Origin of the sequence: Candidatus Paraluminiphilus aquimaris (assembly GCF_026230195.1) — a bacterium.
Taxonomy (GTDB): Bacteria; Pseudomonadota; Gammaproteobacteria; order Pseudomonadales; family Halieaceae; genus Luminiphilus; species Luminiphilus aquimaris.
In genome coordinates, this window is the sequence record NZ_CP036501.1 from 1315453 (window position 1) to 1340965 (window position 25513).

At 53.4% G+C, this 25513-nt stretch carries 18 protein-coding genes and 1 riboswitch; of the genes, 10 read left to right on the plus strand and 8 right to left on the minus strand.

Annotated elements, in window-relative coordinates; all coding sequences use genetic code 11:
- Positions 1–100 precede the first annotated feature (100 nt).
- Positions 101–6628, plus strand: a complete 6528-nt coding sequence (locus E0F26_RS06050) for a S8 family serine peptidase (RefSeq protein WP_279243144.1) — start codon at positions 101–103, stop codon at positions 6626–6628.
- Positions 6629–6694: 66 nt separating this feature from the next.
- Here E0F26_RS06050 and E0F26_RS06055 read toward each other — a convergent pair whose 3' ends face one another.
- Positions 6695–7048 carry a VanZ family protein gene (locus E0F26_RS06055; protein WP_279243145.1) on the minus strand — a complete coding sequence of 118 codons (354 nt, stop codon included), beginning with the start codon at positions 7046–7048 and terminating at the stop codon, positions 6695–6697.
- The gene (locus tag E0F26_RS06060) at positions 7045–7572 is read right to left on the minus strand and encodes a GNAT family N-acetyltransferase (RefSeq protein ID WP_279243146.1); all 528 of its coding nucleotides are present in this window, start codon (positions 7570–7572) and stop codon (positions 7045–7047) included. The genes E0F26_RS06055 and E0F26_RS06060 overlap by 4 nt, the downstream gene beginning before the upstream one ends.
- A gap of 188 nt (positions 7573–7760) precedes the next feature.
- Between E0F26_RS06060 and E0F26_RS06065 the strand changes: the two genes are divergently transcribed.
- A complete protein-coding gene (locus E0F26_RS06065; RefSeq protein WP_279243147.1) occupies positions 7761–8816 on the plus strand; it encodes a hypothetical protein in 1056 nt (351 codons plus the stop codon).
- Between the two features lie 122 nt (positions 8817–8938).
- Here E0F26_RS06065 and E0F26_RS06070 read toward each other — a convergent pair whose 3' ends face one another.
- Entirely contained in the window at positions 8939–10144 is a 1206-nt protein-coding gene (locus E0F26_RS06070) for a serine hydrolase domain-containing protein (protein ID WP_279243148.1), read from the minus strand.
- A gap of 119 nt (positions 10145–10263) precedes the next feature.
- Between E0F26_RS06070 and E0F26_RS06075 the strand changes: the two genes are divergently transcribed.
- The 6 genes from E0F26_RS06075 (at position 10264) to E0F26_RS06100 (ending at position 18171) form a co-directional block, all read left to right on the plus strand.
- Positions 10264–11178: an energy transducer TonB gene (locus tag E0F26_RS06075; protein ID WP_279243149.1), complete on the plus strand. Its 915-nt coding sequence runs from the start codon at positions 10264–10266 to the stop codon at positions 11176–11178.
- Positions 11179–11426: 248 nt separating this feature from the next.
- Positions 11427–12539 carry an acyl-CoA dehydrogenase family protein gene (locus E0F26_RS06080; RefSeq protein ID WP_279243150.1) on the plus strand — a complete coding sequence of 371 codons (1113 nt, stop codon included), beginning with the start codon at positions 11427–11429 and terminating at the stop codon, positions 12537–12539.
- A gap of 35 nt (positions 12540–12574) precedes the next feature.
- The gene (locus E0F26_RS06085; RefSeq protein ID WP_279243151.1) at positions 12575–13780 is read left to right on the plus strand and encodes an acyl-CoA dehydrogenase family protein; all 1206 of its coding nucleotides are present in this window, start codon (positions 12575–12577) and stop codon (positions 13778–13780) included.
- A 128-nt stretch (positions 13781–13908) separates the two neighbouring features.
- The gene (locus tag E0F26_RS06090) at positions 13909–15201 is read left to right on the plus strand and encodes an MFS transporter (RefSeq protein WP_279243152.1); all 1293 of its coding nucleotides are present in this window, start codon (positions 13909–13911) and stop codon (positions 15199–15201) included.
- A 127-nt stretch (positions 15202–15328) separates the two neighbouring features.
- Entirely contained in the window at positions 15329–16828 is a 1500-nt protein-coding gene (locus E0F26_RS06095) for a sigma 54-interacting transcriptional regulator (protein WP_279243153.1), read from the plus strand.
- Positions 16825–18171: a protein kinase domain-containing protein gene (locus tag E0F26_RS06100; RefSeq protein WP_279243154.1), complete on the plus strand. Its 1347-nt coding sequence runs from the start codon at positions 16825–16827 to the stop codon at positions 18169–18171. The genes E0F26_RS06095 and E0F26_RS06100 overlap by 4 nt, the downstream gene beginning before the upstream one ends.
- Here E0F26_RS06100 and E0F26_RS06105 read toward each other — a convergent pair.
- From E0F26_RS06105 to E0F26_RS06125, 5 genes are all read right to left on the minus strand, one after another.
- The gene (locus E0F26_RS06105; RefSeq protein ID WP_279243155.1) at positions 18137–19018 is read right to left on the minus strand and encodes a ketopantoate reductase family protein; all 882 of its coding nucleotides are present in this window, start codon (positions 19016–19018) and stop codon (positions 18137–18139) included. The genes E0F26_RS06100 and E0F26_RS06105 overlap by 35 nt on opposite strands.
- A complete protein-coding gene (locus tag E0F26_RS06110) occupies positions 19011–19652 on the minus strand; it encodes a phosphotransferase (protein WP_279243156.1) in 642 nt (213 codons plus the stop codon). Before E0F26_RS06110 ends, E0F26_RS06105 begins: the two co-directional genes overlap by 8 nt.
- A 170-nt stretch (positions 19653–19822) precedes the next feature.
- On the minus strand, positions 19823–20380 hold the full coding sequence (pnuC, locus tag E0F26_RS06115; protein WP_279243157.1) for a nicotinamide riboside transporter PnuC: 558 nt from the start codon (positions 20378–20380) through the stop codon (positions 19823–19825).
- On the minus strand, positions 20380–20646 hold the full coding sequence (locus tag E0F26_RS06120) for a hypothetical protein (RefSeq protein ID WP_279243158.1): 267 nt from the start codon (positions 20644–20646) through the stop codon (positions 20380–20382). The genes pnuC and E0F26_RS06120 overlap by 1 nt, the downstream gene beginning before the upstream one ends.
- Positions 20643–22766 carry a TonB-dependent receptor gene (locus E0F26_RS06125; RefSeq protein WP_279243199.1) on the minus strand — a complete coding sequence of 708 codons (2124 nt, stop codon included), beginning with the start codon at positions 22764–22766 and terminating at the stop codon, positions 20643–20645. Before E0F26_RS06125 ends, E0F26_RS06120 begins: the two co-directional genes overlap by 4 nt.
- 102 nt (positions 22767–22868) lie before the next feature.
- Positions 22869–22967, minus strand: a riboswitch (TPP riboswitch).
- A gap of 383 nt (positions 22968–23350) precedes the next feature.
- Between E0F26_RS06125 and E0F26_RS06130 the strand changes: the two genes are divergently transcribed.
- The gene (locus E0F26_RS06130; protein ID WP_279243159.1) at positions 23351–24379 is read left to right on the plus strand and encodes a GGDEF domain-containing protein; all 1029 of its coding nucleotides are present in this window, start codon (positions 23351–23353) and stop codon (positions 24377–24379) included.
- A gap of 100 nt (positions 24380–24479) precedes the next feature.
- Positions 24480–25499: a type II secretion system protein GspC gene (gene gspC, locus E0F26_RS06135; RefSeq protein ID WP_279243160.1), complete on the plus strand. Its 1020-nt coding sequence runs from the start codon at positions 24480–24482 to the stop codon at positions 25497–25499.
- The last annotated feature ends 14 nt before the right edge of the window (positions 25500–25513 follow it).

Below are 25513 nucleotides of genomic sequence, written 5' to 3' on the forward strand. Positions count from 1 at the left end.
CCCGGTCCTTTGGCTCGTCACATTTGAGTGATTTGCTTTATGCTCTTCCTTTGTACAGTGATACTCGTCTGTGGATTTCATTTTCTCGCTGGGGTTGCTCATGCGTTTTGTCAAAGTCGTATCACTGGGTTTACTCTTCTCCGCGATTGCTTACGCGCAAGAGCCGTTAAACGGGCAAGACGGCAGTGACGCAAAACCCGACGCAGAAATTGGTATTGCTGAGCCAGACCTCCACTTTTTGAAACGCATGAGAACGTTTCGGGGGCCCTACACAGATCAGGATGACCCACTTTTAACAGCTAAACAGGCGAAAGAAGCAGACCGCACTGGCGTCACGGCAGCTGAGTTGACCTGCCGACCTCCACATTGCTCACGGGAAGAAGCGCTGCTCATTGTGAAGCTAGCAACACCAGCGAGCTCGCAAATCTTGGCAAAGACCCCCAACCTTGGCACGAAACAAAGTGCTTTTTATGTTGATAGCGCGCTAACGCCAATTTTTTCTCAAGAGCTTGTTTCCAAGGCGCGTACCAAATATGCAGCTTCAAGCGCCAAGCAGCCCGTTAATTCGCTTGGGAAGCCTGTTGACCTATCGCGCTGGCACAGTCTCAAGTTACCTAAAGGCACAAATCTCGACGAGGCGATCAAGGATCTCTCGCTCGACCCTCGCATCGAGCTGGTCGAATCGAGCTTTGAGCGTCAGTTAAAAGGCGAGCCAACCAGTAAAGACCCGGGTACTGATTTCTCGGGTCTTGCGATCGCCGCGAACGACCCCCGAAAAGCGGAGCAGTGGGCACTGGAGCGCACTCGTACAGAAGACGCTTGGCAGTGGCTTGAGGACAACGGATACCCCGCCTGGGGAGACCGAAACATTGTCGTCGCAGTCATCGACTCCGGGGTGGACTACACCCACGAGGATCTTGCGGGCAACATGTGGGTGAACGCGGGTGAGATTCCTGACAACAACATTGATGATGACAACAATAGCTTTATCGATGACGTTTATGGCGCTGATGTCGTCGGCTCAACCTATGACCACGACGGCGACCCGCAAGATGACAATGGTCACGGAACCCACGTTGCAGGCATTATTGCCGCGCAAGGTAACAACGACATCGGCATCATAGGTGTTGCTCCGAATTCGCAGATTATGGCCATTAAGGCCGCTCAGTACTCGGGGGTGCTCACCTCTACCGACATTGCTGAAGCGATTCTTTATGCCTACCAACAGGGCGCGGATATTATCAACATGTCCTTCGGTGGCTCAGGACGATCGGTGCTTGAAGAGGAGGCGTTAGCCGTTGCCTTCAGTAACGCGGTACTCATTGCCGCAGCAGGTAACCAAGGCATTTACAACGACACCAATTGCGGCATTTTGGCGCGCCCTTCATATCCCGCCGCACACCCTTACGTACTGGGGGTTATGGCGGAAGCACAGTTCCCAGATGACAAGGGTGCTTACCTAGCGCGCTTCTCTAACTGGGATTGCAAGGCACGAAACGGCATCGAGTATGAAGTAATGGCGCCGGGTGTCGATATTCTCTCGACAATTCCAGGCGACGGTTACGCAGCGTGGGACGGCACGTCTATGGCAGCGCCTGTCGTCGCGGGTATGGCGGCACTCGTACGTACCCGATTCGAAGATAAGTCCGTTTATTCATCTCGTTTCATCATGGGGCAGCTTGGTTCAACCGGCGCCTCCCGAAAAGCGATCGCCTTTGATGACGGTTCGTCTAAGAGCTATTTTTCTGCTGATGCTTTGCAATCGCTGGTAAACGTCCCTAGCCCGAGTCTTTCTTACCTCCAGCACTACCTGTTTGATGGATCTGACCAAGGCGCAAGTAATGACGATGATGGCATCGCCGATGCCGGCGAAACCATTGAAGTGGCAATCGTTGTCAAAAACTACTGGGGCATGGCCGACAATGTAGAGGTTACCCTTGAAGCGCAAGCAGAGGGCGCTGTTGCCGGCCCCGATCCTTACGTGACATGGGACGTGCCGACCGTGAATTACGGCGGCGTAGGATCATTTAACGAGGACGATAACGGCCTGATTTATGACGAGGGCGGTCTGATAACGGGCGTACGCGTGCCTTTCAGGTTCACGGTCGCAGAGAACACCCCCAACGAACATATTATTCCCATGTTGGTCACCATGACAGCCAACAACGGACTAGACCCTGACGATCCGGAGTCCTATACGACCACCTCTCGCTTCAATTTAATCGTCCAGCGAGGCCGAGAATTACCAAGCATTATTGGCTCCGACGCGCCGGGCACACCCGGTGGAAACCTTGATACCGACGGTGTTGAAGACGGAATTGTGACGCTGGATGACAGTGCACTTTGGTTAGTTGAAAAGCCGGTTTTGGTGGAGACTGGTGCCCATCTGCGCGTCGGCCCAGGCGCTATCTTACAATTCGGAAACAATCAGGCTGACGATGTTTACGCTGAGATTCAGCGTATCTTCCTTCAATACAACGGTACATTTGAAACTGCGGGGACAGCGGAGAATCCAGTAACGATAAAACCCTCGGATCTTTTCCCTCAAACCGGAGCGGTTATTACAAGAAGCGTTGACATGGGGGGAGGTAGTTCAGGAACTGCCACATTTCAATACACCAATCTCTTCAACCCAATAGTTGATGGTAAAAGCGCTGATCACGTGAGCGTTACCCGAACAATTCTAAATGGTGACGTAATCTACCGGACGGGTGAGTACAGGGATTCTTCCTGTAACCCCCGATTCAATATGTATGACTATGAGTCTCAAAATTCTGGCGGCGTTACAAATTCTCGGTTCAGAAGGCTGGGGCAGGAATCTTGGGGTTATTACGATAATGGAGTGAAGCCAGTTGGGGGGTGCTCTTGGTCTCTCGGAGCATCCCGGGTAGCCAGCTCCCTTATTGAGAATACGATGTTGAGTGGTTTCCCAACCGGTAACAGCTCAAAAGTCTCAGGGACTGTTTTACTAAATAATAATCAACGCTGGGTGCTTGGCGATGGAAGTTACATCACGAAGGGCAGTGACTTCTATCTTAATGAGCCACAGATATCCGACCTCCTTGTGTTAGATACTCATCAGTTCGACGGTAAAACTTACGCTTTGATTTATTCATTTATGGAGAATGAATATGGAAGTGGTGTTCAACAAATCAACAATGTTGACAGAGTAGCTGCGCTCGCGCGTGCGCTTGAGGGAGAGCTGTTCATTCCATCCGACGATGCGGAAATATCGGGTGTTCAACCCTGGCTACAGCAAGTTCGGGAGGATATGAATACGGCAAGTAAAGCTGGTGAATTCACAGGTATAGACTGCGGTACTTGGGATGAAGTTTGTGAGCGGTTAAGAGATCCCTCCGTGTTTTCCATGGGCTTCATATACGCCGATGGTGTAATTAAAACCGTGACGGGTGAGACGCCAACTTATGAAAATCCAAATAATCCAATGTCAGAGCAATTTCTCACAGACTTAGAAAATGCAAATAGAACGGATGGATACCTAACTTACTATGTCTACTGCGATTCGCTTCAGTGCATGGACGCTTACAGGACAGGCACATCGCTCGCGGTGGTGGAGCTGCCGCATCAGATTGATAAATCTCAATTGCAGATTGAAATTAACGATGCAGCGGTATCGTATTCTTCCAATACCCTCGGCGGGAACGCGGTCCTTAATCAGTGGCATGATCCAAATATCTACCACTGGGCAAGAGTCAGATTGCCCAGCACCAGTACTGAAAAAACTTTTTTTAATAGTGTTATCGATTTATCGGGAGTGTATTGGGGCGACGTCAGCGAGGAGGTCATTCGCCTTGGTATTGCTGACTATCAGAGCGACTTCAACAAGATGCCAGTTCGCCTGCAGCCCATTCGAACTGAGCCACCGGAAAACGCTTATCCCTTCGTGGCTAAGCTCGATGTATTAGACGCCGATGCCAATGAGCGCCCTGATCAACGATTCGCTAATGAGCAAACCGTCTGGCGTGTCACGTTTAATCGTGACATGAATCAGGAGATTCAACCCTTTGTCACCTTTGGGCCCGACGAGCCCTACACCGACTTTATCGTTCCAGGTGATTGGGTTGATGCGCGGACCTGGGAGGGCAGAGTCACCATTTCACCTGTGGCAACTGATGGCTACCAATACGTCCGCGTTGCGGGTGCAGTCGCTGCTGACGACCCATGGTTGATTACCGGCGACGACAAGCGTCGCTTCCGTTTCGAGGTCATCACCTCCGGAACCGAGTCGCTCAACCTTCAGGCGTCAGGCGGAGAAGGCTACGTCGACCTGTCTTGGAACCAAGACGACTACGACACTTTGATGGGCTTCAATATCTACCGCTCGACCTCACAAGACGGTAACTACGTGCGCATCAACCAGACGCTCGTTGGGAATGAGGACCGTGAGTACCGTGACTCGAATACAGAGCCGGGCGTGCAGTACTTCTATTACTTTACGGTAGCGCTTGATGGGTCTGAGTCGGAGCCCTCCAACAAGGCCTCGGCGACACCTATCGATACGGTGAAGCCGGTGATGAGCCACAACATCATCTCCACAGCCACTTTTGGCAGTACAGTCATGGTTCAGGCCAACGTCACCGACAACATATCGGTGCAGTCGGTCACGCTTTACTACCGTGCTATTGGCGAGACGAACTACACGAGCGCCGATATGGTGAACACCTCGGGTAGTACCTATCGTGCGTCCATCCTGGCAAGTGCGACACAGCCGCCCGGTGTTGAGTACTACATCGCAGCTACCGACGGTTCGAGCTACACCTACAGCGGACGCGCATCGAGCCCGAACAAAATCACGATTGAAAATAATCCGGTGGTGACATCGGTTAGCCCGTCGGCCGGAAGCACTGCTGGCGGTGAGGTGATCACGGTTTCGGGTAACAACTTTGTTGACGGGGCCAAAATCACGCTCGGCTCAGCGACCTGTCAGAACGTGGTTTGGGCGTCTGAATCGCGGCTCACCTGCACGACACCTGCGAGCTCGCCTAATTTGGTGGCGGTGACGGTTGAAAACCCCGATGGTGGCACAGGTGTTCTAACCTCTGCATTCACGTTTGTGGGCAACAGCACGACCATGGCGCTGCCGGATATCACCGCCTCTCAAGGGCAAACCCGTGACGTGGCGCTTACCGTGGACCCGGTAACAGGTATGCAGAGTTTCACGGCGGTCATTTCTTGGAATGGCGACCACCTTCAGTACGCTGGCTTCACCAAGGGTGCCTTGGTCAGTGGCTGGGATGTTGTCTCTCAGTTGAACGGCACGACGCTTACGATTGCAGGTAGTAGCAGTACGTCAGTATCGGGCTCTGGAGAGCTGGTGCTTCTCGAGTTCGCCGTCATCGCTGAGGGCGACGTTAACTCCGTCATTGACCTGGTTTCGGCAAAAATCAATGAAGGATATATAGAGACTGCACTGGTTGATGGGTCTTTCACCATGGCCACGGGTTTTGATATCTCGGGCCGCGTGCGGTTCTGGGATTCCTCGCGGACGCCTATTGAGGCAACGGTCACCTTGGATAACTCACTTGAAGAGGTGAGTGATGCGGTAACGGGGCAGTTCCAGTTCTCGGGCGTCCTCGACGGCACCCATACGCTCAATATTGAAAAGGAAGATGGCATTAACGATTCTGTTCGCGGCTATGACGCCTCGTTAATTCTGAGCCATGTTGTTGGGTCCGCCACGTTAACGGGTTCCGCCTTAGCCGCGGCCGATGTGACGGGTAACGGCGAGATCTCAGCGCTCGATGCGTCAAAGGTTCTGGAGGTTGCAGCAGGGCTTGAGACGGTGCCTTTCGCTAATCAAGCCTCGCCCTGGGCCTTTGAGCCAGCAGAGCGTCGTTATGACGAGATTACATCCAACATCACTAACGCGGACTTCACCGCTATTTTCATGGGTGATGTTTCCGGTAACTGGGGCGACCTTTCTACGCAATCCCTGACTGGGGTAAGGCTCGAGCTGGATTCGGTTACCCGTGAGGGTGTTGCGACAGTTAATGTCCTTGCGGCGCCGCCCGTTGAGGGAGCCGCCATTAGCTCTGTAGAGCTGACGCTCAACACCACGGCAGGTGTAAGCCTCATTCAAGCGAGCAGAACACCGGCGACGACCAACTGGTCTGAGCCGTTGGTAACCGTTGGTGATAACGCATTCTCTACCATCATCTACGATGATGTGAGCGGTGCGTTCTCGACCGAAACCCACGTGCTGAGTCTTGAGTTATCGCTCACCAATGGGCAGCAAGCGGTGACGTCCATGGGCGGCTGGCTGAATGAAATGCAGCTGTACAGCAGTCAAGCCTTTGCATTGAAGTCGGCGAATGATACCGACGGTGACTTTGTCGATGACGACGAAGACGCCTTCCCGAGCGATCCATCCGCCTCAACTGACACCGACGGTGACGGCCTGCCAGATGACTGGAACCCGGGGTACACCGCGCTCGATAGCACAACAGGCTTATTGGTAGATCGCGATGACGATAACGATGGCTATACCGATAAAGAGGAAGAGGAGGCGGGTACTGACTCCTTGGATGCAGGGGATCAACCTGTGAGCGGCATGGGCATTCTGCTTATCAAGCAAGCGATCGATGCGGCGGCTGCACGAGGTCAGTAGTCGGCGCTAGGTCTAAGCGAAAGGCCGTCGGACTAAAGGCGCTGAAGCGAAAGTCCCCAAAAACGTTCATTGCTTGTCAGGCCAAAGTTGCTTGGCAAGCAGTGTTCCAAGGCCCACGCCTAGAATGTCGGCTAGGAAATCTTCCCACTCTTGCGATCGGGTGGAGGTATACCCTTGCAGTATTTCAATAAGCCCACCGAGTGCAATCAGCACAAAGACCATCACCAACACCTGTCTTGGATAGGCGCGCAGCCCAACCAATGTAAGTACTAAAAAGGCGACGGTGTGAACAACTTTATCTGCCAGCGCAAAAAGCTGCGGTGAGGTTGATTGGGGTATGACAGCTCCCAAAGTGACGGCCAGGAAAAGTAACCAAAAGATGACTTTCGCAACGGGCTGGCTCAGAAGAGGCGCTTTCATCGATTAGCTTGCCAGTCGGCTTTGTTTTGACGCCAGACACGCACCTGAACATCGCTCAAGGAGCCGGGTAAATGAACGTATTCACTGGGCCGCGAGCCGAGGCGTGTGGCCAGCGTTTGCGAGGGGGTGTTGGCGTCCTCGATTAGGTGAGTCACCTCACTCCAGTCCAATTCATCAAAAGCAAAATCGATGCAGGCGGAGGCAGCTTCAAAGGCATAGCCCTGTCCCCAATAAGCCTTCCTTAACCCCCAGCCAACCTCCATGGTTGGCCAATGCAGTGGATGCCAAGGCCCAATTCGTCCAATCCACTCGCCGGATTCCTTTTCAATAACACCGAACATGGCGGCTTGGGTTAGCGACCAAAGACCAATCCATTGAGCCAGCGTTCGCCACGCATCAGCCTCCTGCTGATGTCCACCCAAGTGCCGCATCGTGTCCTCACACGTGAGGAAGTCGCGGACATGGGGCCAGTCATCCGCTTGAGTAGGTCGCAGAATAAGGCGTTGGGTTTCTAGCTGAATCACAGGAAGGTTAGACCCTAACTACAGTAGCTAGGACAATCGCAGGAGACCCACTTTTTTGTCAATTGTCGAAGTCTCAATCGGCCGTTATTTCTCGCATAGGCTACAAAGGTGTCATCTTTTACCGTCATAATCAGTCGGGAGATAGGTGGTCAATCGATGACCGCCTTGTGAGCAGAGGTGAGGGAAAAATGTCGGGTAGACAGGGACTAATTTGTATTCGATCCGCTGCTCTTATGATCGCCCGCTCAGTTGTCGCAGGTATCTGCATGTTGGCGTTAAAAGCCTGCGGCGGCGGTGGTGGTAGTTCCTCCGATTCAATCCCACCTAATACACCACCTTCCTTCGGCCAATCGCTTTACACACTCTCGGTTGTGGAAGGGGGCAGCGCTATCGGTGTTGTCGCAGCAACCGACGCTGAAGCTGACAATCTTGTTTACAGTGTGAGTGGAGAGGACGCTGAATCGCTTGTTATTTCTGGGACTGGCAGTCTGTCCTTTCAGACGCCAGCCGATTACGAGCGCCCCACTGACAGCGATGCGAATAATGAATACAGCGTCGTTGTGACTGCCTCTGATGGTGCGTTGAGTGCCACTGCGGACGTGATAATTACGGTCGAGAACGATCCGAGCGATGATGCCGCGGCGCCGCAAATATTATTTGGCTTCGAGGTGCTCATCGGCTCTGTAACAACTCCGGCCTATGACCGACCTTCGACGTGGGACGATGCCGATGGCGACTGCATTTCCGATCGTCATGAGATTCTCATCGCTCAGCATCGTGATGGGGACGGGGCTTATCCGCTCGTTATGTCCTCTGATGGCTGCTTTGTTCAAACGGGACGCTGGCTCGACCCATACGACAACATTTATTACTACGCTGCATCTGACGTGCAAATTGATCACGTTGTCGCACTATATGAGTCGTGGATCTCGGGGTTGGGCAATGTCGATGCGAGCGTGCAACGCCGTTACGCCAACACGGGCAGCGTGTCCGCAGGTGTGCTGCCTGAAACAAGCCATAACTTTCTTGCGGTTGGTGCGTCGTCTAATGGCGAGAAGGGCAGTAGCGACCCAACTGAGTGGATGCCGCGAAATGATGATTACCACTGTACATACTTGAAAAAATGGGTGCTCATTAAGTCGCTTAACGCACTCTTGCTCGACGACAGCGAGTTTGAATTCATTCGTGCACGTGAGCCCGGTTGCGGCAATGCATCACTGCCCGAACTCCCTGCAAATCCGTAAAGACTCGTCTGTGTTGAGAGTCGTTTATCGACTCATTAAGAACAAATGGGTTTGCACCTTGCTTCGCTATAAGAATGAAAAAAGGGGCGCTAAGGCCCCTTTGAAACACTTCTTCGCCTAGGCTACTGAGCCGCATCCCACGCCGCTTGTATTGCCGGTATCGCCTGCCCAATAAAGAAGCCGGGGGGGGCCCCTGAGTCGGCCGCATCGCCATACTCATCAATCGCCATGTAGCCGCCAATGCCGCGGTTAACGTCAATAAAGCTCACGGCACCAAAGGCCCCCGGATCGGTGAACACACCAGGTAGGTCTTCTCGGATCCACCAGCCCATGCCGTAGGGCGTAGCATTAGTGGTCACAACACCCCCGCGGTCAGTTTGCATACTGGCAATAGAGTCTTCGCTAAGCACTTGTGTATCGCCGCATAGACCACCGTTTAGGTGTACCTGAAGAAGCTTGGCGTAATCCGCCATGTTGGTAATCGCACCGCCTTCAACATTAGGGTTGCTCGTGCCTGCAAGCGTGTCGACAGACCCAGTAAAGGACGTGGGTGATTCCCATGGATTGCCAAAGGTGAAGACCTCCAGACCACAAGGCGTAACTAGATACTGATCTACCAACTGATTCCACGTCGCATTGGCCACCGTGCTTGCTGTAACGCCCGCGATTTGCCATTGGCTACCACCGTAGTCATAAACGCTCCCTGCTGGCTGTGTCGTAGGCAGTTCGTTTTGCACAAGGGTTTGGCCACAAGCCTCAAAGTTGAAGAAAGCCTGAGCACTGAATTGACAGAGATGATTGAAGTCTTCGATGGTGGGACCCGTCGACGATCCATAGCCCGCAAGGAGTCTAAGCCCGGGAATGCCTGACGTGTTGCTCACCATTTGCTCGACTGTCCGGTCAGCGTACGGCCCGTCATAGGCAAGATAGGTGCTGACAGGCTCACTCATTGAGAAGTCAACGTTAGCGTCTTCTTGCAGTGCCATCAGTGTCATCACCGCCGGGACTTTGCTGGTGGATGCCAAGAGAACCACCGTGTCGTCTGTGTGATCACCAAAGACTTCTTGGTGGATTATGCCGTCGGCGTCTACCAGCACATAACTAATCCCGTCGAAATCGGTTCGCTCATCGATGAAGGCTTGGAAGGAGGCATCGACCTCAGAAAAATCGGGTGCTGTTGGCGCTGGCGGCGACGGATCGACCACGACCGGTGCGGGCGTTGGACTGCTTCCACCGCCGCCTCCGCCACAGCTTACTAGGGCCGAAAAAGTTAAAGGTAGCAACCAAATAGAGATGCTACGGAGGTTAATGAATCCGCCGTTGCTCATATGAAATTCTCCGTTCTTGTTATCGTGCTTTATTGTTAACGTAACCGGGCAGAATTTGAAAGTTACTATTAGTCGGTTTATAAAATAAGTGTCGGAGGCAGCAGAGCGTGGCGATCACTATGAAGGGGTTTCTTTACTCGTTCGGGTTTACTTGGCTGATGAGTTTTTCAGGTCTCCTAGTGGCTCAGGCTGACACGACTAACGATAATAGGGTGCTCAATCAGGATTACGCACCGCTTGAGAAAAACCCGCCGGTTTACCCTTATGTGTCTCAGTTCAACGGTATTGAGGGTTACTGCATCGTCGAATATACAGTGACTCTCTCGGGCGCGGTGGAAGATGCCTTTCCAGCGGAATGCCAACCCATAGGATTATTTGAAGGTATCAGTGTTGAGGCTGCTAAGGCATTTATTTATCAGCCAAGAATTATCGATGGTGTTGCCACAGACGTGCCAGGCGTTCAAAACAAGTTTAGTTTTGCTTTGACAGGTGGCGGTAGTTCTCAGGGATGGGATGGTGAGCCAATTAAATGGAGCTTTATTAAAGAAACTGACACCCGCCGGATCAATAAAGCGCTAGAAAAGCAGGATTGGAAAAAGCTTAAAAAATACGCGCTGAAACGAGAGGGTGCTAACTATCGGATGCTTTACTTTGCCGGCTATGCTGAAATCATGATGGGCAATAAAGGCGCCGGCTATAAGTACATCGAGCAGTTCGTTTTTCATGAAGAAGAAGCGCTGCCTTTTGAGTTTGTTACCTTTAATGCCTTAAAGCTCCTGGTAACCCACTACTATCAGACCCAGCAATACGACGCCCTCATTGCTCTCGATAAGCACGCGGATATTTGGTGGTTTCGATTGCTCGATGAGACGACCACCAACCAAATGGCGCTTATGATCGCGGACGCCTATACCCGCGTTGGTGATAACGATGCGTCGGTCAAACGCTTGACTGAGATCGTGGATCGCGCCCAAACCGAAACGGCAAAGGAAGATCGATTTGTCGCGCTAGCACGCCGGGCGCTCGGGCAGTGAGACTCGATAACGAGTTTTGGAGAGGGGCACAATAACCCATGAGCCGTCTCTTTTCTTGCTTAATCCCCATGTGATGGGGGGCACTGGGTTTATTGACGTTGGGTTGCGTGGTGTTCGTCACTCTCCTCGCTGATCTGCTGCTACCGTTTTCTACCACCTCTGTCCTACCAAAATCGCATCAATGTATTGGCAGTCGGACTGCCGCTCGCTACTCTTAGGCTACAACTAACAACAATAGAGACCAACGCATGAACTTCGAGTTTTCTGAAGAACAGCAAATGCTGCGGGATCAGGCGCGCAACTACCTGTCCCAACATTGCCCTACAACACTGGTTCGCCGCGTGTTGAACAACCGCGAGACTCACGACGCCGACCTTTACAAAGGCATTGCAGAAATGGGCTGGACCGCAACCACGATTCCTGAGGAGTACGGTGGCCTGGGCATGTCGAGCTTGGAGCTCGTGGTCATTGCCGAGGAACTGGGTCGCGCTTGTGCACCGGTGCCTTTCAGTTCAACGGTCTACCTTGCTGCAGAGGCCATCATGGCGCTGGGTACGGAAGCGCAAAAAGAAGCGTGGCTACCCAAGTTTGCTGACGGTTCAGCCATTGGCTGTTTTGCTATGGGTGAGGCGGGAGGTGCCGTTACACCGGATCTAATGCGCACGACATTGTCTGACGGCGTAATCAACGGAACGAAGTTGCCCGTGGCCGACGGTGGCATCGCCGACGTTGCCATCGTTGTCTGCGCCGCCGACAAAGGTGATGGCGCAACGCTGGCATTGGTCGACTTAAGCCAGGACTGCATAGATAAAGACAATGTACAGATGATCGACTTCAGCCGCGGACACGCAGAACTCATATTCAACGGCGCTTGCGCTGAGGTGCTGGGTGAAGAAGGTGCAGGCTGGGCGGCGGTTGAATCACTCATGAACACAGCCGCCATTTTGTTTGCGTGGGAGCAGATCGGTATCGCCGATCGCGCACTAGAGCAGGCGCGTGAATACGCATTGGGTCGTTTCGCCTTTGGCCGCTCGATTGCGTCTTACCAGGCTATTAAGCACAAGTTGGCTAAGATGTACGTGAAAAACACCCTGGCGCGCAGCAACGCCTATTACGGTGCATGGGCATTGAATGCAGGCGCAAGTGACCTTGCGGTTGCGGCAGCGACAACACGTGTGGCGGCGATTCAAGCCTCGCTATTTGCAGCCGAAGAAAACATTCAGACCCACGGTGGTATGGGCTTTACCTGGGAATTTGATTGCCAGTTTTATTACCGACGCGCGAAACTTTTAAGCTTGGCAGTCGGTAGTGAGAAGCAGTGGCAAAGTCGCCTGGTCGATGGTCTGGCCGCTACGGCTTAAAGAATAAAACGAGACGAGAAGAAGAGAGACTAATCATGGATTTTAACGATACTCCCGAACAGGCAGCGTTTCGTGAAGCGGCAGCCGATTGGCTTGCGGCAAACGTTCCTTCTAAAGACGAAATCAAGGGCATGAACCGCCTGGAAGTGGCGAAGCTCTGGCAGAAGCGTAAGTACGATGCGGGCTGGGCCTGTATTGGCTGGGACCCGGCTTACGGTGGTCGCGGTGCGTCCGCCATTGAGCAAGTCATCTGGAAGCAGGAAGAGGCCAAGTACGACGTGCCCGCGGGCTTTTTTGTCATTGGTCAAGGCATGATGGCACCAACGCTCATGGCGTACGCGCAGCCGCAGCACCTCGAGCGCTACCTTCCAAAGCTTGCGAGCGGCGAAGAGATTTGGTGCCAGCTATTCTCGGAGCCCGCTGGTGGTTCTGACTTAGCGGCGCTGCGAACCAAAGCAGAGAAAGACGGCGATGAGTGGGTCATCAACGGCCAGAAAATCTGGACGTCGGGTGCGCACTATTCGGACTTTGGCTGCGTGGTTGTCCGAACCGACCCGAGTGTGCCGAAGCACAAAGGCTTGAGTTACTTCTTTATTGATATGAAGTCTCCAGGCATCGAGGTTAAACCCATCAAACAGCTCACGGGTGAGTCTGACTTTAATGAGGTTTACTTCACGGACGTGCGCGTCCCCGATTCGCAGCGCTTGGGTGAAGTCGGACAGGGTTGGCAGGTTTCGCTGACAACGCTGATGAACGAGCGCGCTGCAATTGGCGCCGGTAGTAGCGGCGTGAACGTCAAGCTGGCGATCCAATTGGCGAAGGAAGTCATGATCGACGGCAAGCCTGCAATCGAGGACAGTGCGGTTAAAGCGCGCCTTGCGAGTTTCTACGTCGAGGAGGCCGGGCTTAAATACACCAGCTACCGCACCCTCTCCGCGCTGTCGCGTGGCGACATTCCCGGGCCTGAGAACTCCATTGGTAAACTTGTGGGTGCTCCAAAAATGCAGCAGCTGGCGTCTTTTTGTATGGACCTTCTGGAGACATCCGGTGCTATTTGGGACACCAGCCGCTCGAAGCTTGCGGATAATATTATCGGGTCTTACATGGGTGCACCCGGTTTGCGTATTGCCGGCGGTACCGATGAGATTATGACGAATATCATCGCTGAGCGCGTTCTCGGGTTGCCACAAGAGCCTCGCATGGACAAAGGGATTCCGTTTACGGATGTTCCAACGGGTTAAGGCTGTTACCCCATAGAGAAAAATGAAAGGGCGCTTCGGCGCCCTTTTTCTTGGCTGCCACCAGTGACGCTTTCCTTAAACAGCCGCTTAAGAAGACGAGTGCATCACAAGCGGGTTAAGCTATGACCATGAAAACAAAAACAACGACGGCTCTTTCAAGCGAAGGCATTCAGCGGTACGTCAAATTACTCTTTCTCATGATGGCAGGCGGTGCAATCTACCCGCTGCTGTATTTACGGCAAAACTTCGAGCTGACGTTACTCGCGACCTTGGACATTAGCCTTGCACAACTCAACGTTGCGCACAGTGTGCTCGGTACGTCTTTTTTTCTCAGTTATGTTCCGAGCGGATGGTTGGCTGACCGATTTTCACCGCGGTCATTATTGACGTTTTCTGTTGCGATGACCGGCGTGATTGGTCTCTGGTACGGGTCACTCCCCGAGGCTACATGGATAACTGTGATATTTGGACTGTGGGGCATCACAACCGGGCTCACATTCTGGGCGGCACTTATAAAAGGCTGCTCTTTACTGGCTCCTCAGGATCAGCAAGCAAGATTTTTTGGTTTGTTGGAAGGTGGGCGTGGTTTGTTTGAGGCATTGCTTGCCACGATTGCTGTAGCCGGGTTTGCGTTTGCGGTCTCCTCCTTGGGTGCGGTCGATGAGACGGCAATGGTGCAAGTGATTTATTTTTATAGCGGTGTCTGCTTGGTCATCGGTGCGTTGCTCTGGTTTGTGTTGAAGGATACGGCATCGGACGCGGCGGGCGGCGAGGGATTGGGAGATCAGACCGCGAAGGCCACGCTGAGACAGACCTTAGACGATTTGATCGGACTTCTTTTAAATATCCGTGTGTGGCTAGTCGCCATCTGCATTCTTACGGGCTATCAGGTGTTCTGGGCAACCTACACGTACTCCGCATTTTTGCAGACGCAGTTCGGTCTTGACGCCATAGCGGTTGCGGCACTGACAACAGTTCGTCTGTGGATGCGACCGATAGGCGCTGTTCTCGCAGGGTTTATCGGTGATCGATTCCACCCAGTGAGGTCGCTCGGCATTGCTATTTTACTCGCGGGGTTCTCTCTGATCGCACTTTTGATTTTGCCCGCCGACTCGCCTTATACACTTCTGTATTTTGCGGTAGCGACATCCTCCGTCGTGATTTACGGTGTTCGTGGTATCTACTGGGCATCTTTCAACACCACGCGGGTAGAGCCGCGACGAGCGGGTTTAGCGATAGGGCTGGTTTCGATGATTGGTTACACCCCCGATATCTACATGCCGCTCATTAATACCTATCTGATTGACACTTACGGGAATGCGGTTGGTTATCAGCTGTATTTCGGTGGGGTTGGCCTCTCTGCCCTTTTGGGTGGGGCGGCTGCCTTTTATTTGTTGTCGTTGAGCAAATCAGACGTTTGATCATCTTTCACAGTACCGTCTGAATTCGCGACAAAACCTAGACAAATGCTCGGTGAGTGACGCTGTCGTCTAGTCTCAGGGCTAAGAAAATATAAATAAAAAGCAACGATTTCATTCTGGGGGAAGCATGCAACCTGGCGAAAAGACCAGGGCGCCGCTGCGTACAGGAGAGTCTGGTGAGGGGGTGGCTTCACGTCGACTTCGGTTGACGATGATCTTCCACCCCGATCGGGCACGCATTGGCGCTTCTCTAAATCTGGGGGTTATCGAACCCTCAGGTGCATTGCGTCTGGACGCAGCATTTATTGGGCGTGAAGCACCGCTATTCGAAGACGGCGTAGGACTCGGCGAGCCTCACGTCAGCCGGCGGGCGCTGAAGCTTAAGTACCATGCGCGTGGACTCGAGTTGCAATGCGTATCCGAGAGGTCCTACACCCACCTGGGTCCGCAAAAAACGTCCACAATGTCACTCACGTTTAAGGAGCTTCAACGGGGCCTTGCCCTTCGCTTTGGACACGGAGTTGTTTGTTGGCTTAGTCTTGGCGCTGACACGTCAGATCAATCCGCTAACGCCCACTCCACTTTCGTTGGCGCCTCCCCTCAGGCGGTGCACGTCAGGCGGTTAATCCATATCGCCGCAAACTCAGATCTCCCCGTGCTCCTTCGTGGCGAGTCGGGAGTGGGTAAGGAAGTGGTCGCCACCGCCATTCATACGGCAAGTGCTCGCTCAGCTAAATCGCTCGTTGTCCTGAACATGGCAGCACTGCCTGAAACGCTTGCGGAAGCTGAGTTATTTGGCAGTGCGCGGGGTGCTTTTACGGGCGCTGAAAAGCGAACAGGTTATTTTGCTCAAGCCAATAAAGGCACCTTATTTTTGGATGAGATTGGTGACCTACCTGTCTCGATACAACCTAAATTACTCAGAGCATTGCAAACGGGTGAGATTCAGGTGGTAGGTGGACGGCCCACGTCCGTCGATGCCCGCATCATCGCCGCCAGTGACGCTAATCTCGACGACACCCGCGGTTTTAAACATGCGTTATTACAGCGGCTTTCCGGGATTACGATTGAACTGCCTGCCTTGAGAGAGCGTCGGGAAGACGTGGGGATCCTACTGGCAACATCAGAGCAAACAAAGGGCCTCTTCCAAGACTTGAAGCGCTCTCCTCGTGAGACTGCAGCATGGGCCAACTTCCTTTATGACGCGCTTCACAGAGATTGGCCCGGTAATGTCCGTGAGCTTCTGCTCAGCGCACAGCGTTTTGCGCTATCGCTGCAGCACAACGCTGAAAGTCGCTTGGCGCCCCGTCATTTTGTCATTCACACTCGAAACAGGGATTCAACGCCCATGGACCCTGTCACCGACGCAGACATAACGACCGTGTACGAGCAGTCCGAGTTTGAAGTGGCTGAGACGGCACGCCGGTTAGGTCTGTCTCGCGCAGCCCTCTATCGACGCGTAGCGACCATACCTACCGTCCGCCTTGCCGCCGATTGCTCAGACACCGAAATTTTGACGGCCGTTGACGCTGTGGGTCGGAATCTTCAGGCATTGAGCCGAGAGCTCAGGATCTCCAAAGCGGCCATAGCCAGTCGACTTCGACTTATAGAGACGAGGCCAACATGAGACTTAAGTCATTTACGTCGCTCAAATTATTATCGAATGAGGCCGGTTCAGTGACTCGGCTGACACTGCTGGAGCGACTCGGTCTGGGTCCCCAAGCGGAGGTTTGGCTTGCCCGTGATCAACTACTTGGGCGTCTCGTTACCGTTAAGAAAGTCACGGCGTTTGAGGACGGTGAGGGCAATCAGGGGGACGAACGAATCAAAAGTTTACGGGCACGCGTTGAAGTTGATCACCCGGCGATCCCCACCTTATTCGGAGCGATTCCTCATGGCGACCAGTCTTGGTTGGTGAGCGAATACGTCGAAGGTATTGCCTTAAGTCAGCTAGTAGGTGAACTAAGCCCTGAAAGTATTTGCGCCATCGCGAAAGACTTACTGAGTGCCCTGCGGTGTCTGGAGTGCTTGAGTCTCGTCCACGGAGATCTATCGCCTAATAATGTGGTGATTGATTTAAACGGTCAGGTGCGACTGTTGGACTTCGAGTCTTGCAGCCGTGTTGGTGAAGCCCTCTCATCAAGCGCAACCATTGGCTTTAGTGCACCGGAGCGTCATGCAAAGAGAGCAGGGCTACCCACCGTTGATACCTGGTCAGTGGGCGCTATTCTCATTTGGTTGGTCACACAACGCACACCGGAAATTGTGGTGGACGATGCCAGACAACCCGTGTCAGTAAGCATTGGCACCGCGGCGCCTGCGGCAGACATACTCGGCGATGTGATCAATATTGCGGCTGCAGCAACGCGATTGGACCCAAGCTTAAGGCCTTGTGCGGCTGACTTAGAGGACCGGCTATCACGAAGTTATCGCTGGCTTGAGCCAGTCAATCGGTCAGTGCTATCGGCCCTCGTGAGCTCGAGATTAGCCTCGGACGGGGAGGAAGTTGCGGTCAGCTCTGAGCTCGACGTGGATAAGCCTGGCCGTACGAGGCGATTAAGAACCCTTTTGATCCTCCCTGCGCTGTGTTTGCTGTCCGCGCTTAGCTTGTTCAGTTTGAGTTGGGAGGAACGCGCGTACAGCTTACACGTCGATACAACACGCCTATCGCCGGCAACGCTACTGCCTGAGACCTTCAGCCCTCGATGGGTTGGGGCTGTTTTTTCTAAGGGGTTGCCCCCCCGGTGGACGTCAATAGAGAACGAGGGTGTCGCACCACAGGTTCCAAGCGACGGCGTGAGCGTGATAGCGGTTAATGTGAACTGCCAGCAAGGTGTCTGCGAATTGCTCACCGAGTACGCGAGAGGCAGTAAGCGTGCTTTGGGTCACACCGTTATTGTGGATACGAGTGACGAGCGAATTTGGAGAGCCGCCATTACGAATCTGGCTCAATCGATTGCAGCTGACTGAGCAGAGCGCGCAAGGTGGGTCGATCGTGGGTTGACTGAGTTAAGAGCCAGCCCAAAATGGAGTCTGCTTCTGTCCGTCTACCAGCAAGCACGTCGCTGAGCATTGACGAGGTGTTTTCCGCAGTGTCAGTCATTACGGCTCGAACCGTACTGTGAAGGCCAGATGCTAACTTGGTGTGGCCGAGCTCTTCGAGGATGGCCACCACCTCGGAAATGACCGAGTTGCTCTCTGCCTTAAACGCCTCGCTCAACAAGGCACCATTTTTGACCCGATGCACGGCGGTGAGGGGGTTGATACAGGCATTGATCGCAACCTTTTCAATGAGTCGCTCGTCGATATCGGTGCACCACTCAAGCGCCGGAACGCCGCGTTGCCAGGTCTCAAACCAGGTTGGGGCGGCGCTTCCAGTTGGATGGCCAATCAGCGTTTTTCCCGTGCCCGCAGCAATCCAGCGGTCTTTATCTCGATGACAGCCCGCGGTAGTTGAAGCAAGGAACAGTGGACACTCCGGCGCTACCGCACGGAGATCAGCAATGTGTTGCATCCCATTCATCATGGCCACGAGCGTCGTTTGGTGATTTATCCGATGACGCACCTTCTGCAACGCTAAACCAGCCGCCCAGCTTTTTGACGTGATCAGTAGATGCGAAATGTCACCCTCGTCCGCCACTGAGACGCAGTTAAACCTTATCGACTGGTCTGATTCAGGGGTCGTTAGTCGAATGGTTCGATTGGCCGAGGTGCGCGACCGAGCGAGGAGACGGACGGTTGCGCCACCGTGATGTAGGCGATGGGCAAACAGCCCGCCGATACTTCCGACACCTAAAATATGCCAGGTCTCACTCATGGGGTATCCAATTTTTAGCTAGGATCTCTTTGCTTTGCTCAATTTCAGCTCTTCCCAAAACGGCTAATGTCCACAAATGGTCCATAAGCCGCTCCACGCGGCAGGCAGCTTGCCACGTGGGTCGGTTAAACGAAACGCCTGCTGTCCTTTCAGCGAAGCGATCCCGCGCGGCGCTCTCCATATTTTGTGATGCAACGGCAATATCAAAATGGCGGCTACCACACGCCGCATACTCCCAATCGATGGCGAAATAGCGATTCTCCAAGCGTCCGATATTACTGGACGTGAGATCGTTGTGGCAAAAACACGGGGACTCGTTATCGAGTCGGCGTAAGTCCGCGCGGATAGCCTGGGCATTAAAGTCGATGGCGAGATGAGCGAGGCCTCTCGATCTGATGGCTGCGGTGTAGTGTTCTGCAGTTTGCTCTAAGGAGAGCCTCGGTGCTTCGAGCCCACTTTCATGGATGCGCATCAGCAGTTCGCTGTGCTCCTCCTCGTCGACGAGGTCAAAATGCAGTCTCGACGTGACGACAACGTCAGAGTTTTTGCTCGCCCAGGCGATCGGTGGCGCTAAGTCTAAGCGAGCTGCTTGTCGCCAAATTGCGAGCTCTCGATCCGGAGGGTTTAAGCTCATTGACCGCGCATTGTGGCGAGCGCGAAGAACGAAATTGGGGGCTCTTTGGAGCGAAAACACGGTGTTAGCAGAGCCTACCCCGAGGACTTCACCGACGTCAGGGCGCTCATTCTCTATGGGCGCCCCCTTACGCCAATTCGGCCAGGCATTAAGCGCCTCCCTAATTTGGGCTAAGGGTGGGCCATCGTGCGTCGCCACGATATGTATCCAATCACCGACAAAACGATGTAAAGCGCAAATAATCCAGAGGTTAAAGACAGGCCGCGATCCATGAAGAGCCAAACCGATACGGCGTTAATGACGATCCAATAAAGCCAGTTCTCAAGTATTTTCCGCGTCACCATCCACGTGCAAAGAATGGCTGAGACGGTCGTACCTGCGTCAATGAAGGGTCTTGCAGCATCCGTATAAGTTGTTAACAAAGCGCCTGACACCAGTGTGCAAAAACCGATAGTGACTAATGTCAGTAAGTGAAAACTCGCGGGTCGCGTCGAAACTGCCAAGGTCTCTGCGCTGTCGTTTTGACCCCAAAATACCCATCCGACGACAGCCATCACTGCATAGATGACTTGTAACCCAGCCTCCATGTACAGCTTTACGTCGGCGAAAATGACAAGATAGATAAGCGCACTCAAAAATGCGGCCACCCAACAGAACCGATTTTGTCGCATGGCGAGCAGTAAATAGGCGAGTGCTAAAACAACCGCTATGGTCTCCAGCTCGCCCATTAGGATTGAGGTGGCTCGATGTCGGTGTGATGCTCAGGAATAAACTTTGCGACTAAGACCTGACGACCAAATTGGGCATAACTGGCTTCGAGCGCGTCTCGGACGCAGTCGAAAACATCACGACTCTCGCCGGTGATTTGCGTGCTCATCGAATTCGTCGCCGCACTGCAGCGGTTAGCAGCAATAATATGCTCGATGAAGGCCCATACCGGACCCTCAATTTCGCCAGCGAGCGGATACAAGCTGAGCTCAGCGGTTACTCTCACAGTCTGTCTCCAAATTGATAACGCATCGTTGCGCCCACTGTACGCGGCTCACCAAATTGATAATAGGGCTCGAGGACGTACTCTTTTCTCGGGTCATTGCCAAACGTTCCGAATCCGCGGGTAACCGTTTTCTTATCTTGCAGATTTCGCCCCCAAACAGTGACCTCCCAAGCGCCGATTTGCCAAGCGATATTGGCATTGACCAGGCGAGCCGACGGCGACTGAATGTCGTGTCGATCGGAGAGAAAAAACGCATCCCGTCCCGTGACTTCTAGCGAGGCGGAAACGTTTTTAGCCATATCCCAAGTAGCGCTCAATCGATATTGATCAGCGGGTGCTTGCGGCTGATCTCGGCCTGACAGGTCAGTGCTGTCGATATTGACGTAGGTGTCAAACTGCGCATCGAGTCGGGCGATAAATGCTGAGACGCCCAGCGATGGTGCCACACGCCAGTCCAGTGTCGCTTCCAAACCGCGGTTCGTGCCACTTGCTGCATTATCTGTAAAGTCGGTAAAGGACGTGCTGCCGTCGCTGCGCGGTATGACGAGAGACCCTTTGACCTGCTGGTCACCCCTGTCCATATTGAATAGCGTGATGGATCCACTAACACGATTATCCGCGCTACTAAACCGGTACCCAAGCTCCGTATTGAGCAGGCGTTCCTCGTCAAAACGTGTGGCGTCGGCAAAAGCCGATACGTCAATCTCATCAACCAAGCTCAATAACGTCGAGGAGAGCGAGGGGTTAACACCCCCGGCACGAACGCCACGCGAGATCGTCGCAAACACCGACCCCGTTTCGGTTATCCGCCAGTTTACAGAGACGTTTCCTGTCCAATAATTGTCATTGAAGCTCTCTGTAACGCCGGCTGAGTCGCGATAGTTAACCTCGCGCTGCTCGAGTCTGGTTCCTAGCGTGAGCGTAATATCGTCGGTAAGTGAGTGAGATAACTGTCCGTAGAGTGCAAGCGTATCGGCCTTATTAAGGCTGCCAAATGCCGCGTCTAAGTAGGTGTAGTCGCGATTAAGAGACTCCTCGTCTTGCCGTGCGTAGACCCCGGCCACCCAGTCGGTCGCATCGCTATTGCTCGGGCTTAAACGCCATTCTAGCGTGCGACGCTTGAGGTCGCGGGCGTAAGAGTCAAAAGAGCTGTATTCCCAAAAGGGACGGATGCCCACATAACTCCAGTCCTCGTCGTAACTGTAAACTGTGTCCGCCGAGACATCGCTTACCTGAATCATCGACGTATAGTCCTCACCAAAACGATGCCAGCGGATGAGTGCAGACGTCATATCGAGGCTATCCTCGCCCGGCTGATCGCTCAGCGTTTCGCGTGTATTGTCGAGCGAGAAGGCGTCGTAACCATTTTGCACTTCGACCTTGTTTACCTTCATGTCCACACTATGTTGACCAGAAACATGACGCAGGGCGAAACGCGTTGTTTGCTCATCTCTGTTGTTGGTGTCATCGACCCCAAGGTACGTATTCTCGATCCAACCATCGGAGGCAAAGCGTTGATGAGCCAAGCGAGCGGAGAGGGTATTGGTAAGAGGCGCATTAGCGATGACTTCGAGCCGTCGCCCTGAGTAGTTCTCCATTCCCATTGCGACGCTGAGCTTTGCATCACTTGTGGGGGTCTGTGTTTCGGTGCTAATAAGCCCCGCCAATGCTCCCGCACCCATTATTGCGCCTTGGGGGCCTCTGAGTACGTCCACTTGCGAGGTATCGAAGGTGGTCAGTGCGCCGCCGAGACCGCTGATATCGACACCGTCTTGGAGCAAGATAACGGATGGGTTAATGGGCTCCACGAACTGGCTTCGTTCACCAATGCCTCGAATCTGGAAAAATCGCTGACGCGAAGCGCCGGCTGAGGCGGAGAGGTTTGGCACAAGGGTGAGCAGATCCTCAAAATGCGCAGCCCCTCGCGCACGGACATCGCTTTCGGTAACTGACGTGACACTGAGATGATTAATATCTGCTTTCATCAATGCCGCGGTGATAACGATCTCTTCAAGCTGTGCGGTACTGGCTTGGGACGCAACCGTCAGCTGGCCTAACAGGATCATCGCACTTGCGGTGAAACCTAGACGTTCTTTGGGTGGATAAGGGGGGGACATCATTGGCAAAGCGGTTTCCTCTACTCAGGTCGAACTTCGGTAATCGAAGCTCGATGGTCAAAGCGCTTGGGTCAGTGCACGACGAGAAACAACTGGAGGGCCCGTTGGGGCTTAGCGTCCTGTTCCTACGCCGGTACTAACCGGTTCAGGTTCAACGGGTTTGCTGTATCAGCATCTCAGGCAGTGCCACCCCGCAGGTGTGGGAAACCTTAACAGAAATGATCCGGGCAAGGGAGTGTGACGCTTCCTGGGTCCTCCTCTCTCCTACCTAGTGCAGAGATGTGGCGCACGCAATAAGAAAACGGCATTGCGTGGTCGGTGAGATGGTATTGAGGATCGCCCGCAGAAGCATCAACCGACATAGAGGCTCTGCAAAAACTGCGGCTTAGGAAAACCCATGCATTCGCTTTGACTTCCGATGGATTTGCTAGTGGAATGACCGGTAAAGCAGTCTTTATTTACGGTGTGTGCAAAAAGCAGCAGCGAGTAAGCAAAACCGTGTAGATTGGAGCACTAGAAACACCTTATTTAGCCGCATGGCACGAAAGCGGTGCCACAAGCAGAAACTGAATTTGTAGGTTGATCCCATGAGTAATGCCGACCAGGTTGCCGATTCCCAGTCACCGATATCCGTTGCGGAGTTCGCTCGTCGACAACTTGCCGTAGTTGAGCGACAGATGCTGTCGGCTACCGACCTCGCAGACCTTGTTGAGCTGTCAATAACGGGGATTCGACAACTTTCCGGTGGTTCTCAGGTCGAGCTCTGGTTGCACGACCCGGTGGGTGAGCTCGATCGACACTTAGATGCGATTGGTGTCCTATCCGGTGCGGTGCAATTGCTGGACGACAGCTATTCCTTCGTCTCGCTTTACAGCGAGGACCCTATGTGGAATAGAACGACCTCTGGCATGTTCAACGATACGGCGCTTTTCAAGTCGACTAGTACGATCGAACAGACACTGATGATTCCTGTATTGGACCATGAACTGCTTGTCGGTAGTGTGCACGTTGGTAATCCCCGTAGTGCCGTGATGATGGACGGCAGCCAGATGGCAATGCTGTCCGATTTCGTAGCAAAAATGCCACTCCTGATTAACCGATTGATAGAGATGAACCGCATTCGTGATTTTGTTCTTCTCGATCCCGCGAGCCACGTCGCCAACCGAGCTGGGTTACTGCGTGATCTTGAGCGTGAAATAAGTCGCGCCCGACGCAGCAATAAAGCGCCCTTGTTGGTGGCGCTCAAATTGGTGGGTTTAGAGAGTATGAGCAACCTCTCGCAGCGACACATTCAACACCGAATCTTGCGCTCGGTTGCGGCGAAAATTGCTGAAGGGTTGCGCGATACCGATTCGGTAGCGCGGATTTCCGAGGAGTGTTTTGGCGTTATGGTGGTGGATGCGCCACGTGAAGACGCAAGCAGTATTGTCGAGCGATGGGAAACTGAGCTTCAGGGGCAGCTTATCGATGACGGTGCTGGGGGCATGATTGAGCTCCGTACAGAAAGCAGTTTCCATCAGTGCGATTTGTCGACGCTTGAGGATAACGATGCCTCTCAGATAGCGCATTCGCTTATCAGTACCGTCGAACAATCCCTAGTACGTGACCCAAGTTAAGCGTCAGAACCGGTTTGGAGCGCGATAGCTGTCATTTTTTAGTCACCATTTTGTGCGCTAGCTCGGCTACACTGCGTGTTGCAGTTTAAAGGCACCAAACATGAACACCCCGACCGCTATTATGAACCAGCTGAACATCGATGCCCGCGTACGCAGCGCGTTGCGATGGCTGTCCGATTCAGAGCGGTTGCCTAAGTTACAGCGCGCTCTATTGCTTGTTCTGGTGCTCTGGGTAATTAACAGTGCCGCCAACGTCGTTATAGCCCTTATCCCGAGCGATCAGATGGCGCGACAAGAGCACGTATCAATTAACCCCGCACCCTCCACCTCAGGGGCATCTCTTAGTGCCGAGACAATCGATGTGTCGAGTATTCTCGGTGTGGACGTGTTTGGGCCGGTAGCGGTGAGTGAAGTTCAGGCGGCCATTGAGGAAGTGGCGTCGGTTAACCCCCGTGATGGCATCGAAGCAGGTGCTCAGGAGACGCGGTTGGCGCTGAAATTGACGGGCATTATTGCGTCCACATCAGACGGCCTTGGGAGTGCGATGATCGAAGCCAAAAAGCAGCAAGAGCTTTATGTCGTCGGTGATGCCTTGCCGGCCAATGGCAAAGTTACGCTCGCGAAAATTTTACCCAAGCAGGTGGTTATTGATAACAATGGCACCTACGAGCTGATAACGCTGTTTGGTGATGCCACTATCGCGGGCATTGTGGAGATGGCTGCAAAGCCTGCACAAACGCTTGCTGAGCCCGCCAATACAGAGACCACAGCGCCGTCTAGCGTCAACGTTAATCAACAGCGGCGTCTCGCCTCCCGCTACCGACAGCAGCTTTATAACGATCCCCAGTCTTTGTCGGGACTTTTGTCGATCAGCGCTGTACAGGGGCAGGGCGGTCTGAAGGGATACCGCGTTTCGCCCGGTCGGGATACTGCACAATTTACGGCACTCGGTTTTAAGTCGGGTGACATTGTCACCGCGGTAAACGGCTATGCGTTGAGTGACCCCACTAACACCGTGCGTCTCTATCAATTGATGCGAGACGCAACCGATGCGACATTTGAGATTGAAAGGGATGGCGCGCCTGTTTCTATCAGTGTCAGTCTGAGCACGATCCAGTAGGAGAATTTATTAAC

Excerpts from the sequence above, each read along its gene's own strand:
- E0F26_RS06085 (WP_279243151.1), top strand. The coding sequence starts at position 12,575 with ATGGATTTTAACGATACTCCCGAACAGGCAGCGTTTCGTGAAGCGGCA.
- E0F26_RS06055 (WP_279243145.1), bottom strand. The coding sequence starts at position 7,048 with ATGAAAGCGCCTCTTCTGAGCCAGCCCGTTGCGAAAGTCATCTTTTGG.
- E0F26_RS06105 (WP_279243155.1), bottom strand. The coding sequence starts at position 19,018 with ATGAGTGAGACCTGGCATATTTTAGGTGTCGGAAGTATCGGCGGGCTG.
- E0F26_RS06100 (WP_279243154.1), top strand. The coding sequence starts at position 16,825 with ATGAGACTTAAGTCATTTACGTCGCTCAAATTATTATCGAATGAGGCC.
- E0F26_RS06090 (WP_279243152.1), top strand. The coding sequence starts at position 13,909 with ATGAAAACAAAAACAACGACGGCTCTTTCAAGCGAAGGCATTCAGCGG.
- E0F26_RS06070 (WP_279243148.1), bottom strand. The coding sequence starts at position 10,144 with ATGAGCAACGGCGGATTCATTAACCTCCGTAGCATCTCTATTTGGTTG.
- E0F26_RS06080 (WP_279243150.1), top strand. The coding sequence starts at position 11,427 with ATGAACTTCGAGTTTTCTGAAGAACAGCAAATGCTGCGGGATCAGGCG.
- E0F26_RS06130 (WP_279243159.1), top strand. The coding sequence starts at position 23,351 with ATGAGTAATGCCGACCAGGTTGCCGATTCCCAGTCACCGATATCCGTT.
- E0F26_RS06050 (WP_279243144.1), top strand. The coding sequence starts at position 101 with ATGCGTTTTGTCAAAGTCGTATCACTGGGTTTACTCTTCTCCGCGATT.
- pnuC (WP_279243157.1), bottom strand. The coding sequence starts at position 20,380 with ATGGGCGAGCTGGAGACCATAGCGGTTGTTTTAGCACTCGCCTATTTA.
- E0F26_RS06110 (WP_279243156.1), bottom strand. The coding sequence starts at position 19,652 with ATGAGCTTAAACCCTCCGGATCGAGAGCTCGCAATTTGGCGACAAGCA.
- E0F26_RS06065 (WP_279243147.1), top strand. The coding sequence starts at position 7,761 with ATGTCGGGTAGACAGGGACTAATTTGTATTCGATCCGCTGCTCTTATG.
- E0F26_RS06095 (WP_279243153.1), top strand. The coding sequence starts at position 15,329 with ATGCAACCTGGCGAAAAGACCAGGGCGCCGCTGCGTACAGGAGAGTCT.
- E0F26_RS06125 (WP_279243199.1), bottom strand. The coding sequence starts at position 22,766 with ATGATGTCCCCCCCTTATCCACCCAAAGAACGTCTAGGTTTCACCGCA.
- gspC (WP_279243160.1), top strand. The coding sequence starts at position 24,480 with ATGAACACCCCGACCGCTATTATGAACCAGCTGAACATCGATGCCCGC.
- E0F26_RS06075 (WP_279243149.1), top strand. The coding sequence starts at position 10,264 with ATGAAGGGGTTTCTTTACTCGTTCGGGTTTACTTGGCTGATGAGTTTT.